This window comes from Pseudomonas sp. ASL7, from assembly GCF_056680375.1.
The window spans coordinates 1,990,321-2,005,484 of the sequence record NZ_CM155279.1 but is presented as its reverse complement, the minus strand read 5'-3'; the positions used below and the strand labels follow the sequence as shown (position 1 = coordinate 2,005,484).

Below are 15,164 nucleotides of genomic sequence, written 5' to 3'. Positions count from 1 at the left end.
TGATGAGGGTTGACGTTGGGCTTTTCCCCGCTGGAAAAACCCTTCGCCAACACCGCTCTGAAGGAACGACTGTGCTCGTGACGCTTTGAAAACAGCTTCTAACGGACATTGGCGCCTTAAAAGGCTGGCTGATTCTACGGCAAAAAAAAATTAAAGGTAAGTTAGGCCCTGAATTTTCAGGGGTGATGAATGTTAGACAAAGGGCTAACATGCCACTCTGTTCTGCTTCCCCGTGTTTTCCTTATGCCCAATCAGACCATCAAGACCCCATGCGTAGGCCTCTGCTCCACTGTTTACGGTGATCTGGTGTGCCGTGGCTGCAAGCGTTTCCACCATGAAGTGATCAACTGGAATGGTTACAACGAGGAAGAAAAACGCGCGGTGTGGCTGCGTCTGGAGCAGCTGTTATCGCAGGTGATGGCCAGCAAGCTGGAGGTTTTTGACCCTCAACGCCTGCGTCTGCAGCTGGAGCAGCGCAAGATTCGCTTTGTGCCGCATCAGTCGGAATATTGCTGGGCTTATCAGCTGATCGCTCGGGGGGCGCGGGTCATTAACAATCTGGAAGCCTATGGGATGGTGCTGATGCCGGAGTTCCGCGACTGGAATTTGCCAGAACTGCGCGACGCCATTGATCGGGAATTCTTTCTGCTCTCCGAGGCGCATTACCAGCGGTACATCGCCCCCGGGTTCCTCAAGGACGCCTTCGGCGGCTAAGCGCTTCGCGAGCAGGCTCGCTCCCACAGTTATCTTCGTCGTTCACAAATCCCTTGTGGGAGCGAGCCTGCTCGCGAAAGCGGTCTAACCCGCACCGCAAAATCTCAATGCCGGGTCACAACTTCCTCTAAATGGTCCGAGATCTCATCCGGTTTCAGCACCAGCACATCGCTCTCCACCGAATCCAGCACCACCTCCGCCGTATTACCGATCAAAGCGCCCGACAACCCGCTGCGCGCCACGGTGCCGATCACGACCACCGCCGCCTGCAGTTTGTGCACCATGAACGGAATCAACACATCCGCCGGTCCCTCCTCGATATGCAGGTGGTTGTCGTCGATGTCGAACTCAGCCTGGAACGCCTTGCACTGCTCGCGATAGCGCGCCTCGATGGTTTCGCTCAGCTGCAACGCCGGGTCGGGCGACGACAGCATGGGTGACGGGTGGGCACTGATCACATGCAATTTGGCCTTGGCCAGGCTGGCGATGTCATAGCCGTAATCGATGATGGTGTTGTGCAGGTGGCGGTGTTCGCCATCCGTGTTGCCCACATCGATTGCCGCCAAAATCACTTTGTCCTTCCACGAACCGGCGGTTTTTACCAGCAGTACCGGACTCGGACAGGTGCGCAGCAGTTTCCAGTCGTCGGGAGTCAGCAACGCTCTTTTTAACGGGTTGTCCGGGTAATGCTGTTTAACCACCAGCCCGCAACCTTCCGCCTGCTGCACATCGACAATGGTTTCATGCAGGCTTTCATTCCAGGCCTGCTCGGTGGTGACGCTGTATCCGTCTGCCAGCAGCGCGGCCTTGAGCACGCCCAGCATGGCGCTGTGGTCATGTTTGCGGTCGCAGACCAGCAGGTGCAAATGGGCCTGGGTCACGCCGGCAATCAATTTGGCGCGCTTGAGCGCCAGGCTTTCCGAGTGTTCGGGCTCGATGACCACCAGAATGCTGCGAATGGCTTGCATGATCGGGATCTCCAGGAAGTAAAAAATACTGCGTGGAACAACTATAGTTGCTGGTCGGGTATTCGGGACTTGATGCATATCAACGGTTGGCGACTGGTGGTCTGCGGGCAGGCCGGTATAATCGGCGCCCTTCGTTTTGAACCTTTTATCCGTGAGCCCCATGATCCTTCCCGAAATTCACGAGTTCCTCGGCTGCCGTACTCCCGACGGCTGGGTCCAGGCCGCGCTGGCTGATCAGGAAACCCTGCTGATCGACCACAAGAACTGCGAATTCAAGGCCGCCAGCACGGCGTTGAGCCTGATTGCCAAGTATCACTCCCATGTCGATCTGATCAACCTGATGTCGCGTCTGGCCCGGGAAGAGCTGGTGCATCACGAACAGGTCATGCGCCTGATGAAAAAACGCAAGATCGAGCTGCGTCAGCTGTCCGCCGGGCGTTACGCCTCGGGCCTGCGCAAAGTGGTACGTAGCCACGAGCCGGTGAAACTGGTGGACACGTTGGTGGTCGGCGCCTTTATCGAAGCTCGCAGCTGCGAGCGTTTCGAAGCGCTGGTGCCGCATCTCGACGAAGAACTCGGCACGTTCTACTTCGGCCTGCTGAAAAGCGAAGCACGACATTTTCAGGGTTACTTGAAACTGGCTTATCAATACGGTGACGCCAAGGATATCGCTCAGGTGATCGACAGAGTCCGCGCCGCCGAGCAGGAACTGATCGAGTCGCCGGACGTGGAATTCCGTTTCCATAGCGGTGTGCCTGCCGCGGCCTGACGCGTGGTCCATTTTGTAGGAGCGAGCTTGCTCGCGATGGATTCAGGAACGCCGCGGTTAGCCAGTAAACACGCGTTATCGTTGAAGACCATCGTCGGAACGCCGCCCGGAGCAAGCTCGCTCCTACAAGTACCCCCTTAGCGATTCAAACCCAGGCGTTGGTGCCAGTCGGCGATGGATTCTTCGGGGTAGACATCGAACTGTTGATCGCCGGGATGTGCCTCGACCTCGACCCACGGCGCTTTTGAACCCAGCATCAAATGCGTGTACTCCGGCGGCACTGGCAATGGAGTGTCGATGGCCGACGCAAACGGGTGAATCAGCTCTGGCCATTCAGGGCTGAACAACCACAAACCTGACCCGCAAAGTGAACAAAAATGCCGCTGCGCCGTGCTGCTGTGGGCGCGCCTGTCACCTTCGTCCTTGAGTCGCGCATGGTAAATCGCGATGTGCTTGCGGCCGCGAACCTTCAGGCTCGCGGCGTCGCCACCCAGGTTGATCGCATAACCGCCACCGCCCTGGGTCTTGCGGCAAATCGAGCAGTAGCAACGTTGGTAAGGGTAGGGGGTTGCGCTGTTCAGACTGAACGACACGGCGCCGCAATGGCAGGAGCCTTCGAGTTGCATGGGGATCTCCGATGGGTCTTGGACTGACCTCAGACAGCCTAGGTTGGATTTGCGGTGGCTGTGCAGGCCTCATCGCGAGCAAGCTCGCTCCCACAGGGATCTTCAGTGAATACAAGTTTTGTATATGACATCACTCCCCTGTGGGAGCGAGCTTGCTCGCGATGAACGATAACGCGGTGGCACTGGACGCCCGCCGGTGGCCCGGTCAGCATGCGCGCCTCGACATCGGAAGCTGACTCATGCGACGACTCCCCTCCCTGGCAGCCCTCAGAACCTTCGAGTGCGCCGCGCGCCACGCGCATTTCGGCCGGGCCGCGGCAGAGCTGTGCGTGACCGACAGCGCTGTCAGCCACCAGATTCGCCAACTCGAAGAGCAATTAGGCGTGACACTGTTCGTCCGCGAAGGCCGGCAGATACGCCCGACGATGGCGGCCGGGCGTCTGATGCAAAGCTTGCAGCAGGCTTTCGAGCTGATCGGCGATGCCTGCGATGAACTGCGCGATCCGTCATCCCTGGCGGTTTTGCGTTTAGCGGTCACCGCCGAACTCGCGCAAAAGTGGCTGATGAGTCGCCTCACGGATTTCTACGCCCGCTATCCGCACATCACCTTGCACCTCTACGAGCAACCGATCGATGCCACGGCGCCGGGGGAAGACATCGACCTGGCGATCACTTACGGCACTGGTCCGGTGGACAGCAGCGCGTACTTCGTCAGGCCCTTGCCGGCACTGCAGTTCTTCCCGGTGTGCAGCCCCGGCCTGTTCAACCAGGGCACCCTGAAAAACCCGAAGGATCTGGCCCGTCACTGCCTGTTGCACGACGATCAGGACGGCAAGACCTGGACCGCCTGGCTCACCAGCCATGCCGGTGATCAGCGCCCCGAACGGCAGCTGTATTTCGCCCATGCGGGTTTGGCACTGGAAGCAGCGGCTCAAGGGCAGGGTGTGGCCATGGGTGATAATTTGACCGCGCAGGAGGATTTGCTCAGCGGCCGTCTGGTCCGGCCGTTCACCTCCAGCATGACTGCGCTCGGCCAATACGCGTTGGTGTGCGAGCGAGTGCGGCTGGAGCGCCCGGCCGTGGCGCAGATGCTGGAATGGTTCAACGATCAGCTGATCGATTGATGAGTTGAATTCAAGTATTCCGAAATAATCATCGTTGGCGAGCAGGGCGCTCGCGCACTTAGCCTGTGGTCATTCCAATCCCCGCTGATGAGGTTTGACCATGGCACGTTTGCTTGATTCCACGCCCAAACAAGACGGTTTTCGCCTGCCCGGCGAATTCGAAACCAAGTCCGGCTGCTGGCTCGGCTGGCCGGAGCGCACCGACGTGTGGCGCAACGGCGCCAAGCCTGCGCAGAAAGTCTGGGTGCAAATCGTCACCGCCATCTCAATGAGTGAACCGGTCACTGTGTGCGCCTCTGCCGCGCAATTCGCCACCGCTCGCCGGCAGCTGCCACCCCAGGTGCGGGTCGTGGAAATGACCTGCAATGACACGTGGTTCCGCGACAGCGGCCCGTGCTTCGTGGTCAACGACAACAGTGGTGAGGTGCGTGGGGTCGACTTCGAGTTCAACGCTTACGGCGGCCTCGACGGTGGCTTGTATTATCCATGGGACAAGGATGATCAGATCGCCAGCAAGATCCTCGAAATCGAGCGTTTCGACCGCTACCGCGCACCGTTGATTGCCGAACTGGGCGGTATCCAGAGCGACGGTCAGGGCAGCATCCTCACGACCGAGCAATGCTTGCTCAACCGTAATCGCAATCAGCATCTGGGCAAAGAAGAGGTCACTCGCCGGTTGACTGATTACCTCGGCGCCGAGCAAATCATCTGGTTGCCACGCGGCTGCAAGTTTGATGAAACCGACGGTCACGTCGATGATCTCGCTTGCTTCGTACGCCCGGGCGAAGTGGTGCTGCAATGGACCGATAATCGAGATGATCCACAGTGGGAAATCTATCAGGAGGCCTACGACATCCTGCGCAGTACCCGCGATAGCCGTGGCCGCGAGCTGATCGTGCACAAGCTGCCACAACCGGACGTGCTGGAATGGACTGCTGAAGAAGCCGAAGGTCTGGATCAGCAAGACAGCACTCATACCCGTCAGGCCGGGACCAAAATCTGCGCGTCGTACATCAACTACTACGCCGGTAATACCTCGATCGTGGTGCCACTGTTCGGCGACCGCCATGATCAGGTGGCACAGGCGACCCTGGCCGAACTGTTCCCGAACCACACAATCGTCGGCATCGAAAACTCCCGGGAAATCCTCTTGGGTGGCGGCAACGTCGCCTGCATCACCATGCCGCAATACGCTGGCGCTGCCTGCAACAAAAAAGGAGTGTAAGCATGGGCCTGCACAAACTGACTCAAGCGTTATTGCTGGTGCTTGCACCCCTGTGTGTGCAGGCCGCCGACTCCGCCAAACCGGTGGTGAACCTGTACATCTGGGGCGAGTACCTGGCCCCGGATACCCTGACCAACTTCGAGAAGAAAACCGGCATTCACGTGGTCGCCGATCACTTTGATTCCCTGGAAACCGTCGAGACCAAACTGCTCACCGGCCGTAGCGGCTACGACCTGGTGCTGACCGCCGGACAGCACCTGTCGCGGGCGATCCAGAGCGGGGCGATCCAGGCCCGGGACCCTGGGCAGACGCCGCACTTTGCCGGCGTTGGCGAGGAGTTCCGTCAGCACATGGCGGTGTTTGATCCAGGCAATCGTTATGCCGGCATCTATGCCTGGGGCACCACGGGCGTGGGGTATCAAGAGGAGGCGGTCAATAAACGTCTGCCCAATGCACCGCGGGACAGTTGGTCGATGCTGTTCGACCCGGCGGTGGTGTCGAAATTCGCTGATTGCGGGGTCAGCCTGCTCAACGATCCCAACGAGGTGTTCGCCGGCGTCATGAAGTACATGGGCCTGGACATCAACCGTCAGAACCTCGATGACTTGAAGCTGGCCGAACAGCAATTGGCGAAGATACGACCCTACATCCGTTACTTCGACAACGACCTGAACATCAGCGACCTGGCCAACGGCAACACCTGCGTGGCGATGTCCTGGAACGGCAACGTGGCCATCGCAGCCGGGCAGGCTACGGCTGCGAACAAGCCGTTCAAGCTGAGTTATCGGATACCGAAGGAGGGCACGTTGATCTGGTTTGACGCCATGGTGATTCCCAAGGATGCACCGCATCCCCAGGCCGGTTTGGCGTTGATGGATTATCTGATGACGCCTGAAGTGATAGCGCCAATCACCGACACCATACATTACGCCAACGCGATTACGGCGGCGGATGACTTGATTGACCCGGCGATTCGCAATGATCCAGGGACGTACCCGACGGCGGAGGTTCGCGCCTCGTTGTATAGCAAGAATGACAACGGCAAGGCATTTAACCGGGCTTTGATTCGGGCGTTCAGTCGGTTGAAGTCAGGGTTGTGAGTGATGTATTGACCTTTCGGTCGCCATCGCGAGCAAGCTCGCTCCCACAGGGGATTTGTGAACACTGGAGATTAACTGTGGGAGCGAGCCTGCTCGCGAAGAACGATGATGCGGTCTACCGGTTGGGCACCCGCCACAAATACCAGGAAGCCACCGTCCGAAACGGACTCCACCCCAACCCGATCTCGACCATCTGCTTACGCGTCGGCTGCACCTCCAATCCCTTGAGGCGCCGATACCCCTCACGCACGCCAAAGTCATCGGCCGGTAAAATATCCGGCCGCTCCAGGCTGTAGATCAGCAACATCTCAACCGTCCAGCGCCCGACCCCGCGCAGGGTGATCAGGCGCTCGATCAGCGCCTCGTCCTCCATAGCCAGTGCTGTGGCGTAATCGGGCACCACACCGTCCAGCGCCGCGTGAGCAATGCCCTGAATGGTCGCGATCTTGCTGGCGGAAAAACCGCAACTGCGCAGTTGATCGAACTCAGTCGCGACAATCTGTTCAGGCCTCGGAAACGCGCCCGTCCCAAACAATGCCAGCAACCGACCGACAATCGCATCCCCGGCCTTCGCATGCAGTTGCTGGTAGGCAATCGCCCGCACCAGCGACTCATAAGGATCGCGCGCCGCATGGGGCTGGTGCAGGCAGGGGCCGATGGCAGCGATGTGGCGACGCCAATCGTCGTCGATGGACGCCATGAACTCAGTGGCGGCCAGATAGGTAGCGGGCATAGTGGTTAAACGTTCCTGGTCGGTGCCAACAAGGCGTTAACTTCCCCGTATGTGAAGGCCTTGAGGTGGCTGGTGTCGAGCTTGCCTGTTTGCAGGAAACTCTTGGCCAGGGATGCCATGGCACCATACAGAAACTCGGCGATACCCGAACCTGCGCTCAAGCGACGTACGCCGAGCGCTTTCAATTCTTCAGGCGATGGCAGGCCGGGGAGCCCGAGCACGTTCACCGGCAGCGAGGTACCCTGGCACAACGCAGCAATCTCGTACTCTGCCGTGACGCCAGCGGCGAACAATCCATCGGCACCGGCCGCCTGATACAACGCGGCGCGCTTGAGCGTCTCTGCCACGCGATCTTCGGCGGGCACCAGACTTTTGAGGTACACATCGGTTCGGGCGTTGATGAACAGTTTTACCTGGCGGCGACTGGCAACTTCGCGAGCGATTTCAATCTTGCGCACCAGCAACTCTGGCGCGGACGCTCCGTCCTCGATGTTGATCCCGACGGCCCCGGCGGCCATAACCGCATCAATGACTTCGGCAACCCGCGTCAGGTCATCGGAATAACCGGCCTCGATGTCCACGGTCAATGGCACCGAAATCACCCTGGCGATGGACTCGACCGTTGATACCAGACGCTCAAGGGGCAGGGCGTTGCCATCCGGATAACCGTGAGCCCAAGCCACCGCCGCGCTGCTGGTGGCAACGGCTTTGCTGCCCAGTTGCTCGACGATTCGTGCGCCAGCGGCATCGGCGACGTTGGTGAGAATCAACAGGCCGTTTTGGTGTAACTGGTGAAATAGGGTGTCCATCGAATGTCCTTCCTTATGACTTTTTGAGAAACCTGCCAGTAATCAGAATGCAAATTGTTGCGTGATCTGCACCGCCACTTTTTCCAGCCTGAGCAAGAATGCCTTGCGCGCCTGTCCTCCACCATAGCCCGTCAGCGAGCCGTCCGCGCCGATCACCCGGTGACAGGGCACCACAATCGAGAGACGGTTATGCGCGTTGGCCAGGCCCACGGCGCGACCGGCGCCGGGTTTGCCCAACAGGGCAGCGATGGCGCCGTAGGTGCTGGTCTGGCCGTAGCGGATTTTCATCAGCTCGGCCCAGACTCCTCGAGCGAAATCGCTGCCAGGCAAGTGCAGTGGAACGTTGAAGTCAGTGAGTTCGCCAGCGAAGTACTGCGCCAGCTCCTTTTCGATTTGCTGCAAATGCGCGTTATGTCCTGGCGCGACCGCATAACCGTATCGATTCTGCAATTCTTCGACTTCCCTGGTCAGCGCTGGTCGATCAAGAAACTCCAGCAGCACCAGCCCGCGTCGCTCGGCCATGGCGATCATCGGCCCCAGTGGTGTGGTCAGGCGCGTGAACAGCAGCGGCTCGCTGCTAGCGGCCCGCCCCGGCGTGATGTGGAAGGATTTCTGAAACGCATCGCGAAAGCCGCTCAGGGACTCGTAGCCGGAGTCGAACGCGGCGGCGTCGATAGAATCACCCTGCTTAATGCCGCCCAGCGCCATGCCGAGGCGTCGGGTGCGCAGCCAGGCGTGGAAGGTCATGCCGAAATGCTGCTTGAACCAGCGGCGCAGTTTCAGCGGCTCGATGCCCTCGGCCAGCAACTGGGCATCGGTCCAGCGCTGGTCAGGCTCGGCGTCTACCGATTTGAGCAGCCGCTGCACCCAGTCCGGGGCAATGGCCGCCGCGTCCAGCGGTTTGCAGCGCAGACAGGCGCGGTAGCCGGCCGACATGCACTCATCGGCATTGGCGAAGAACTCGACATTCTCCGGTTTCGGTTTGCGCGCCGTGCAACTGGGGCGACAGAAGATGCCGGTGGTTTTGACCGCGGTAAAGAACACCCCCTCGTAGGCGGTGTCTCGTTCGAGCATGGCGCGAACCATCTCGGCGTGGGGCGGAAGAAAAGCGTTTTGTAGGTTCATGAAGTGAGCATAAGGCGCGTCGTCTAACGCCTCCACCGGAAAATCGACAGGGAATTCCAGTCATTCATCATCACGGCTGACTAATGGTCATGTCGGTGATGGATGTCCGGAAAATGTGCATGACTGTGGCGCAGCGGCGTGTGTTCATGTTCGTGACTGTGGGGTTCGGTTCCGTCCCACTGAAACGAATGCTCATGTTGATGGTGCTCGTCGTGCACGTGGCGATGAGCATGCTTGAGCACCTCATGTTGATGCTCATGGGCATGACTTTCCTTGAGATGAATCCATACCCCAAGGCCCATTAGCAGCGACGCGGCCCAAAATGTCAGCGTGACGGGTTCATCCAGCAGCAGGATGGCAATCGCTGCGCCGAGGAAAGGTGCCGTGGAAAAATAGGCGCCGGTACGCGCAGTGCCCAGGCCTCGAAGCGCCAGAACGAACAACACCAGGCTGATGCCATACCCCAGGAAACCGACGATCAACGTAGGTCCAAGCACCGTCATGTGTGGCAGTGTTGCGCCGAGCACCAGCGCCAGAGAACAGTTCACCACCCCGGCGACCAATCCCTTGATGCCGGCGATAAATAGCGCGTCCGAGGCCGATACCTTGCGCGTCAGGTTGTTATCGATCGCCCAGCAGGCGCAGGCCAGCGCTACCGCCAACGGTCCGATCCAGCCCTGTGGCTGAGCCGAGTTCTGGGGCCAGGCCAGCAGCAAGCCACCGGCGACGATTGCCAGCATTCCGGCGACGATGCGCCGGTCAGCGTTTTCCTTGAATACCACCCAGGCCAGCACCGCGGTCAATACGGATTCAAGGTTGAGCAGCAACGAGGCCGTGGCGCCGGAGGTCAGGGTCAAACCGAACATCAGCGCCACCGGCCCGAGCACGCCACCAAACGCGATGGCACCGATCAGCCATGGCCACTCCGACGATTTCAAGCCGCTGCGCTGCCAGCCGCGGTCACGCAACAGTCTGACAAGCGTCAGGCCCACACCGCTGCCCATGTACAACAACCCGGCCAGCAGGATGGGCGAAAGGTTCAGGCCCAGTAACTTGGCCAATGGCGTACTCGCACCAAAAAGAGCGGCAGCGCCAAGGGCGTAGACAATGTTCAGGTTCATTAAAGGCTCGTTGGGTATTGATTCGGGATCAAGCGCAGTTTGAACCTGTGTTGCATCCCGTCAATCGATAACCTCAGGCTCGCCGCGCCATCAGCAACACCGAAGCTGCCGCCGACAACAAACCTGCGCAGCAACGGTTGAAAATCCGCTTGCCCCGGGGTTCGGCAAACCAGCGACGCATGTGCAGGCCCATGTAGGCGTAGGCAGCGATGGCGATCCATTCCAGCACCAGGAACAACGCGCCCAACACGGCGAATTGCGGCGATACGGCGTGGGTCGAGTCGACGAACTGGGGCAGGAACGCGGTGAAGATCAGGATTGCTTTCGGATTGCCGGCCGCCACCAGGAACTCCTGCCGCGCCAACGCCAGAATCCCCATCGGCGCGCCCGCCACCACGGTGCCCGCCCCAGGGGCCGCGCGCCACAATTGCCAGGCGAGGTAGAGCAAATACGCCGCCCCCAGAATCTTGATCCCGTAGAACAACAACCGCGACGTTTGCAGCACCACCGCCAGCCCCGCCGAGGCGAGGGCGATCATGCCGGCGAACGCGAGCAGCCGACCGATCCCGGCGACACAGGCGGTGCGATAGCCGTAGCGGGTCGAATTGCTGACCGACAACAAGTTGTTCGGCCCGGGCGCCATGTTCAAGGCAAAGCAGGCCGGAAGAAACAGGGTGAGGGTGGCGAGGTCCATGACGGGGCTCCAAAAGCAGGCACGGTATTTTTATCACAGGCGTGGGGTGGCTTGACCCATACAGTGGTAGACGCCGGTCGCGGTACAGCTGAGGGGTGTTTTGTTCAATACAGCCATCAGGTTGCTATTTACCTTGAGGCCTCGTTCAACTGAAGTGAAGAAGGTCTGTGATGAGTCTGATTATCTCCATGGCGGCGTTCGCATTGGTGGCGTCGATTACGCCGGGGCCAGTGAATATCGTGGCGTTGAGTTCTGGCGCGCAGTTTGGTTTTCGCGCCAGTCAACGGCATGTCGCCGGGGCAACGCTGGGTTTCGTCGCGTTATTGGTGTTGATGGGATTAGGCCTGCATGCAGTGTTGCAGCGATGGCCAGCGCTGACGCAGGTCGTGCAATGGGCGGGCGTGGCATTCCTGTTGTACATGGCCTTCAAGTTGGCGGCCGACAATGGGCTTATGGAGGTGAAGGCGTCAGGCCGGGCGCCGTCGATGGTGTACGGCGCCGTCATGCAGTGGCTCAACCCGAAAGCCTGGCTGGCCTGTGTGGCCGGCATGGGCGCATTTGTCGCCGACGGCGAAGCGCGGCTGGTCTGGCAGTTTGCAGCGGTGTATCTGGTGATTTGCTACCTGTCCGTCGGTTGCTGGGCGTATGCGGGGACATTTTTACGCGGCTACCTGAGTAACCCGGCGGGCATGCGCCTGTTCAATCGGAGCATGGCGTTGCTGCTGGCCGCGAGCGCGATGTACCTGCTGTTCTAGCCGCGATACTGCCCCGGGGTCGCCGCCAGGTGTTGTTTGAACGCACGCTGGAAATGCGCCTGATCGGCAAACCCGGCTTCGAGTGCCACATCGGCGATCAACTTGCCGCTACGTAATTGATCCTGGGCGAACTGGATGCGCTGGTTGACCAGAAACGCATGGGGCGTCATGCCGTAATGTTGCTTGAACGCGCGAATCAGGTAGGACGGCGACAGCTGAGCGGCTTCGCAAATGTCTTCGAGCTTAAGCAGGAGCGTGCAGTGGTCGCGGATGTATTCGGCGGCGCGCTCCAGTTTGAAATTGGGCTCGCGCAGCGGTTGATCGCTGGGGTTGAGTCGTTGCTGCACCTCGGTGAAAAACTCCACCGTAGCGCTGTGTTTGCCCAGCACGTCTTGCTGTGGATCGACCAACAGCTCGTACAAACCCTTCAGGCCGTGAAACAGGCTGGCGTCGCGATTGTGGCTGACGGCGAACCGGCGGAAGGCCAGGTCGTGGCTGAACCCTAGCTGGTGCTGCAAATCGGTGAGCCACGCCGTGTCGACGTACAGCATCAGGTAGGACCAGGGCTGATCGTCAATCGGATTGCAGGCGTGAACATCGCCCGGATTCATCAGCACCACGGTGCCGGCGCTGACCTGAAACTCCGATTGCTCATGAATATAAGTGCTGCACCCGGCGGTGATTGCACCGATGGAAAAGTGCGCGTGGGAATGCCGGGTGTAGCAGACCTCGCGTCCATCGGCGATGGACCGGGCTTCGATGAAGGGCAGGGCGTCGTCGCGCCAGAAGCGCGGGGCTTTGTCAGCATCCTTGGCAACAGTGTGCTTCATCGTCAGTATCCTCGGCCGGCGAGCACAGGAGTGTATTAGCTCTCACCGTTAAAGGCTCGTTGCAACGTGGCAATATCGAGTTTTTTCATTTGCATCATTGCTTGCATGGCGCGCTGGGATTTTGCCGTGTCCGGGTCTTTCAGCATGTCCATCATTGCGATCGGCACGATCTGCCACGACAGGCCGAATTTGTCCTTGAGCCAACCGCATTGCTCGTTCTGCGGATGAGCGGACAGTGCCCCCCAGAAATGGTCGACTTCATCCTGGGTCTGGCAATTGACCTGAAACGAGATCGCTTCGCTGAACTTGAATACAGGGCCGCCATTGAGGCCGGTGAACGGCTGCCCATCCAGTTCGAAACTGACCGTCAGGACCGAGCCTGCTGGCCGGCCATGAGTTTCCTGGCCAGCCTTGCCGTAGTGGGTAATGGCGGTGATTTTCGAGTGATCGAAGATCGAGCAATAAAACGTTGCCGCTGCTTCAGCCTGATCGTCGAACCAGAGGCAGGGAGTCAGTTTTTGAACGCGTTGCATGGTGGTGCTCCTCTACGGGTTACGCATGCCGGACCTTCAGCGTAGTCAGGCTCTGGTCATCTGGCCGTACCGTAGATCGACAAATGCGGCGGATTAATCCCGTTCAGTTAAGTCGATATGACTACTGATGGAGTCATAACGACCATTTCTGGGAGTGGTCGTTTTGACATCGAGTGATGTCAGGGCCTTGATTTACAAGGGTTCAATAACTGGCACGACACTTGATACGTCACACGTACAACTGAACTGCTTCAGGAGTACGGAAAATGTTCGATTTCTTCAGCAATCCTCAGAACGTTCTGCGTCTGTCGAGCCGAGTGCTGGGCGTTGGCCTGGCGATGCTGTTGGCTGGCATCTACGGTGCTTACGTCTACGCGGGTCACCTGCCTATCGTCGCGCTGGTGTCGATGCACGCCATGACCATCATCGGGCCAACCCTGCTCAAAATCGGCTACGTCATGCGTCTGCTGTCCCAGCATCGGTTGAGCCCAAACCTGGTCGGGGCAATGGCCTGATGCGCAAGTTCGCTGCCGCACCCGTCTTCAGTCTCGGTTTTCGGCCTTTCTTTCTCGCCGGCGCCGGGTTCGCGGCCATTGCGGTGGCGATCTGGGCGCTTTGGTTGTACGGCCGTTTACCCAGCGCACAACCCATCGGCGGGATGCTGTCCTGGCATCGACATGAGATGCCATTCGGGTTCGCCACTGCCATCATCGCCGGGTTCCTGCTGACGGCAGTGCCAAACTGGACGGGGCGTCCGGGGCTCCAGGGCTGGCCGCTGATCGGGCTGCTGCTGGTGTGGCTGGTGGCCAGACTGGCATGGCTGATGCCACTACCGGCGGCGTTGTTGCTGCTGTTGCAGATGCCTTTTCTGCCGTTGCTGGCCTGGATGCTGGGGCGGGATCTGGTGGCGTCCGGCAAACGCGACAATTACCCGATCCTGCTGATGGTCGCGCTGCTGGCCGGCTGTCAGGCGATGACCTTGTGGGGGCTATCGACGGATGACACCGGCCTGCAACGGCGGGGGGTACTGGCGGCATTGTGGTTGGTGGGGGCGCTGATGAGTGTCATTGGCGGGCGGGTGATACCCTTCTTCATTCAACGTGGCTTGAACCGTCCCGCCGCACCCGCGGCGAATCCATGGCCAACCAAGGCCCTATTGATCAGCGGCTTACTGGCAGCGGTATCGTTTGCCGCCGGTCTGAACGACGTCCCCCGGCGTTGGCTGGCGGTGCTGTTTCTATTGATGAGCGCGTTGCATCTACTGCGCCTGTGGCGCTGGCATGACCGGGGCATCTGGCGTGTGCCGCTGCTCTGGTCGTTGTATCTGGCTTACGTCTGGTTGGTGCTGGCGACATTGGCCATGGCGCTGTGGCACGCAGGCGTCATGCCGCAACAAAGTCTCGTGACGCATTCGCTGGCGGTGGGTGGCATTGGCGGGCTGATCCTGGCGATGATTGCGCGGGTCAGCCTGGGCCATACCGGGCGAGTGTTGCAGCCTTCGAAAGGGATTATTTTCGGTTTTGCCTTGGTGTCGATCGCGGGTGTGTGCCGGGTGTTTCTCGTGCCGTTTTCCGCGGTTGGATTGGGGTTGTCGGCGTTGCTTTGGTGTGGGGCTTTTGCCCTGTTCCTGGCGCATTACACCGGGATCTTGCTCAAACCGCGGGTCTAGCGCCGCAAACCGCCCTGGTCCGCGATCCACTGCGTCGCCATGTCGATAAAGGCGCAGTTTCGGTTGCGTCTGCGTGCGACTGGGGAAGTACAGGTACAACGCCGAACTCAACGGTACAAACGGTTGCAAAACCCGCTGTATGTAGCAGCTGCCGAGCCTGCGAGGCTGCGTTCGGCGACGAAGTCGTCGTAAACCCTGCGAACGCGATTTTCCTGACGCACCGCGGGGTCTGATTTCACGACGACTTCGTCGCCGAACGCAGCCTCGCAGGCTCGACAGCTGCTACAAAGCAATCCAGTTCGCCTTCATTGTGTGACCGGTGGTCGATGAACCGGTCTCGCCCGGTAATTTGCGCTTAGCTGAAAGGAT

General features: G+C 59.7%; 17 protein-coding genes and 1 pseudogene. 8 read left to right on the top strand and 10 right to left on the bottom strand.

Going from position 1 to position 15,164, the window contains the following annotated elements; translation table 11 throughout:
• Positions 1 to 243: 243 nt before the first annotated feature.
• A complete protein-coding gene (locus AC1MDT_RS09095; RefSeq protein ID WP_008028699.1) occupies positions 244 to 714 on the top strand; it encodes a DUF1289 domain-containing protein in 471 nt (156 codons plus the stop codon).
• A 104-nt stretch (positions 715 to 818) separates the two neighbouring features.
• Here the strand turns inward: AC1MDT_RS09095 and AC1MDT_RS09090 are convergent, their stop codons facing one another.
• Positions 819 to 1,682, bottom strand: coding sequence for a universal stress protein (locus tag AC1MDT_RS09090; protein ID WP_480421702.1), 864 nt, complete (start codon positions 1,680 to 1,682; stop codon positions 819 to 821).
• A 160-nt stretch (positions 1,683 to 1,842) separates the two neighbouring features.
• On the opposite strand from AC1MDT_RS09090, the gene AC1MDT_RS09085 reads away from it, so the two are divergent.
• Complete coding sequence (locus AC1MDT_RS09085; RefSeq protein ID WP_166589019.1) at positions 1,843 to 2,451, top strand: MiaE family protein; 609 nt, start codon at positions 1,843 to 1,845, stop codon at positions 2,449 to 2,451.
• Positions 2,452 to 2,588: 137 nt separating this feature from the next.
• On the opposite strand, the gene AC1MDT_RS09080 is transcribed toward AC1MDT_RS09085, so the two are convergent.
• A complete protein-coding gene (locus AC1MDT_RS09080; RefSeq protein WP_480421701.1) occupies positions 2,589 to 3,077 on the bottom strand; it encodes a GFA family protein in 489 nt (162 codons plus the stop codon).
• 239 nt (positions 3,078 to 3,316) lie between these two features.
• Between AC1MDT_RS09080 and AC1MDT_RS09075 the strand changes: the two genes are divergently transcribed.
• From AC1MDT_RS09075 to AC1MDT_RS09065, 3 genes are all read left to right on the top strand, one after another.
• Complete coding sequence (locus AC1MDT_RS09075; RefSeq protein ID WP_480421700.1) at positions 3,317 to 4,201, top strand: LysR substrate-binding domain-containing protein; 885 nt, start codon at positions 3,317 to 3,319, stop codon at positions 4,199 to 4,201.
• A 100-nt stretch (positions 4,202 to 4,301) separates the two neighbouring features.
• Entirely contained in the window at positions 4,302 to 5,426 is a 1,125-nt protein-coding gene (aguA, locus tag AC1MDT_RS09070; protein ID WP_480421699.1) for an agmatine deiminase, read from the top strand.
• Positions 5,427 to 5,428: 2 nt separating this feature from the next.
• On the top strand, positions 5,429 to 6,526 hold the full coding sequence (locus AC1MDT_RS09065; protein WP_480421698.1) for an extracellular solute-binding protein: 1,098 nt from the start codon (positions 5,429 to 5,431) through the stop codon (positions 6,524 to 6,526).
• A gap of 115 nt (positions 6,527 to 6,641) precedes the next feature.
• Here AC1MDT_RS09065 and AC1MDT_RS09060 read toward each other — a convergent pair whose 3' ends face one another.
• The 5 genes from AC1MDT_RS09060 to AC1MDT_RS09040 all read right to left on the bottom strand — a co-directional run bounded on the left by AC1MDT_RS09060 (position 6,642) and on the right by AC1MDT_RS09040 (position 11,008).
• Positions 6,642 to 7,259, bottom strand: coding sequence for a DNA-3-methyladenine glycosylase family protein (locus tag AC1MDT_RS09060; protein WP_480421697.1), 618 nt, complete (start codon positions 7,257 to 7,259; stop codon positions 6,642 to 6,644).
• A gap of 5 nt (positions 7,260 to 7,264) precedes the next feature.
• The gene (locus AC1MDT_RS09055) at positions 7,265 to 8,068 is read right to left on the bottom strand and encodes an isocitrate lyase/PEP mutase family protein (RefSeq protein WP_480421696.1); all 804 of its coding nucleotides are present in this window, start codon (positions 8,066 to 8,068) and stop codon (positions 7,265 to 7,267) included.
• Between the two features lie 42 nt (positions 8,069 to 8,110).
• The gene (locus AC1MDT_RS09050) at positions 8,111 to 9,193 is read right to left on the bottom strand and encodes a bifunctional transcriptional activator/DNA repair enzyme AdaA (protein ID WP_480421695.1); all 1,083 of its coding nucleotides are present in this window, start codon (positions 9,191 to 9,193) and stop codon (positions 8,111 to 8,113) included.
• Positions 9,194 to 9,273: 80 nt separating this feature from the next.
• Positions 9,274 to 10,314: a DMT family transporter gene (locus AC1MDT_RS09045; RefSeq protein ID WP_480421694.1), complete on the bottom strand. Its 1,041-nt coding sequence runs from the start codon at positions 10,312 to 10,314 to the stop codon at positions 9,274 to 9,276.
• A gap of 73 nt (positions 10,315 to 10,387) precedes the next feature.
• Entirely contained in the window at positions 10,388 to 11,008 is a 621-nt protein-coding gene (locus AC1MDT_RS09040; protein ID WP_480421693.1) for a LysE family translocator, read from the bottom strand.
• A 170-nt stretch (positions 11,009 to 11,178) separates the two neighbouring features.
• Between AC1MDT_RS09040 and AC1MDT_RS09035 the strand changes: the two genes are divergently transcribed.
• The gene (locus AC1MDT_RS09035) at positions 11,179 to 11,763 is read left to right on the top strand and encodes a LysE family translocator (protein WP_480421692.1); all 585 of its coding nucleotides are present in this window, start codon (positions 11,179 to 11,181) and stop codon (positions 11,761 to 11,763) included.
• Here the strand turns inward: AC1MDT_RS09035 and AC1MDT_RS09030 are convergent.
• Positions 11,760 to 12,593 (bottom strand): AraC family ligand binding domain-containing protein, encoded by an 834-nt coding sequence (locus AC1MDT_RS09030; protein WP_480421691.1) that lies wholly within the window; start codon positions 12,591 to 12,593, stop codon positions 11,760 to 11,762. The two genes, AC1MDT_RS09035 and AC1MDT_RS09030, sit on opposite strands and share 4 nt — an antisense overlap.
• A gap of 35 nt (positions 12,594 to 12,628) precedes the next feature.
• A complete protein-coding gene (locus tag AC1MDT_RS09025) occupies positions 12,629 to 13,126 on the bottom strand; it encodes a VOC family protein (protein WP_480421690.1) in 498 nt (165 codons plus the stop codon).
• A 266-nt stretch (positions 13,127 to 13,392) separates the two neighbouring features.
• Between AC1MDT_RS09025 and AC1MDT_RS09020 the strand changes: the two genes are divergently transcribed.
• Both AC1MDT_RS09020 and AC1MDT_RS09015 read left to right on the top strand, forming a co-directional pair.
• Positions 13,393 to 13,641 (top strand): transmembrane sensor/regulator PpyR, encoded by a 249-nt coding sequence (locus tag AC1MDT_RS09020; RefSeq protein ID WP_480421689.1) that lies wholly within the window; start codon positions 13,393 to 13,395, stop codon positions 13,639 to 13,641.
• Positions 13,641 to 14,795 (top strand): NnrS family protein, encoded by a 1,155-nt coding sequence (locus tag AC1MDT_RS09015; RefSeq protein WP_480421688.1) that lies wholly within the window; start codon positions 13,641 to 13,643, stop codon positions 14,793 to 14,795. The genes AC1MDT_RS09020 and AC1MDT_RS09015 overlap by 1 nt, the downstream gene beginning before the upstream one ends.
• On the opposite strand, the pseudogene AC1MDT_RS09010 reads toward AC1MDT_RS09015, so the two are convergent.
• Positions 14,792 to 14,933 (bottom strand): annotated as a pseudogene (locus AC1MDT_RS09010) (LysR family transcriptional regulator); the annotation flags it as partial. The gene AC1MDT_RS09015 and the pseudogene AC1MDT_RS09010 overlap by 4 nt on opposite strands.
• Positions 14,934 to 15,164 lie beyond the last annotated feature (231 nt).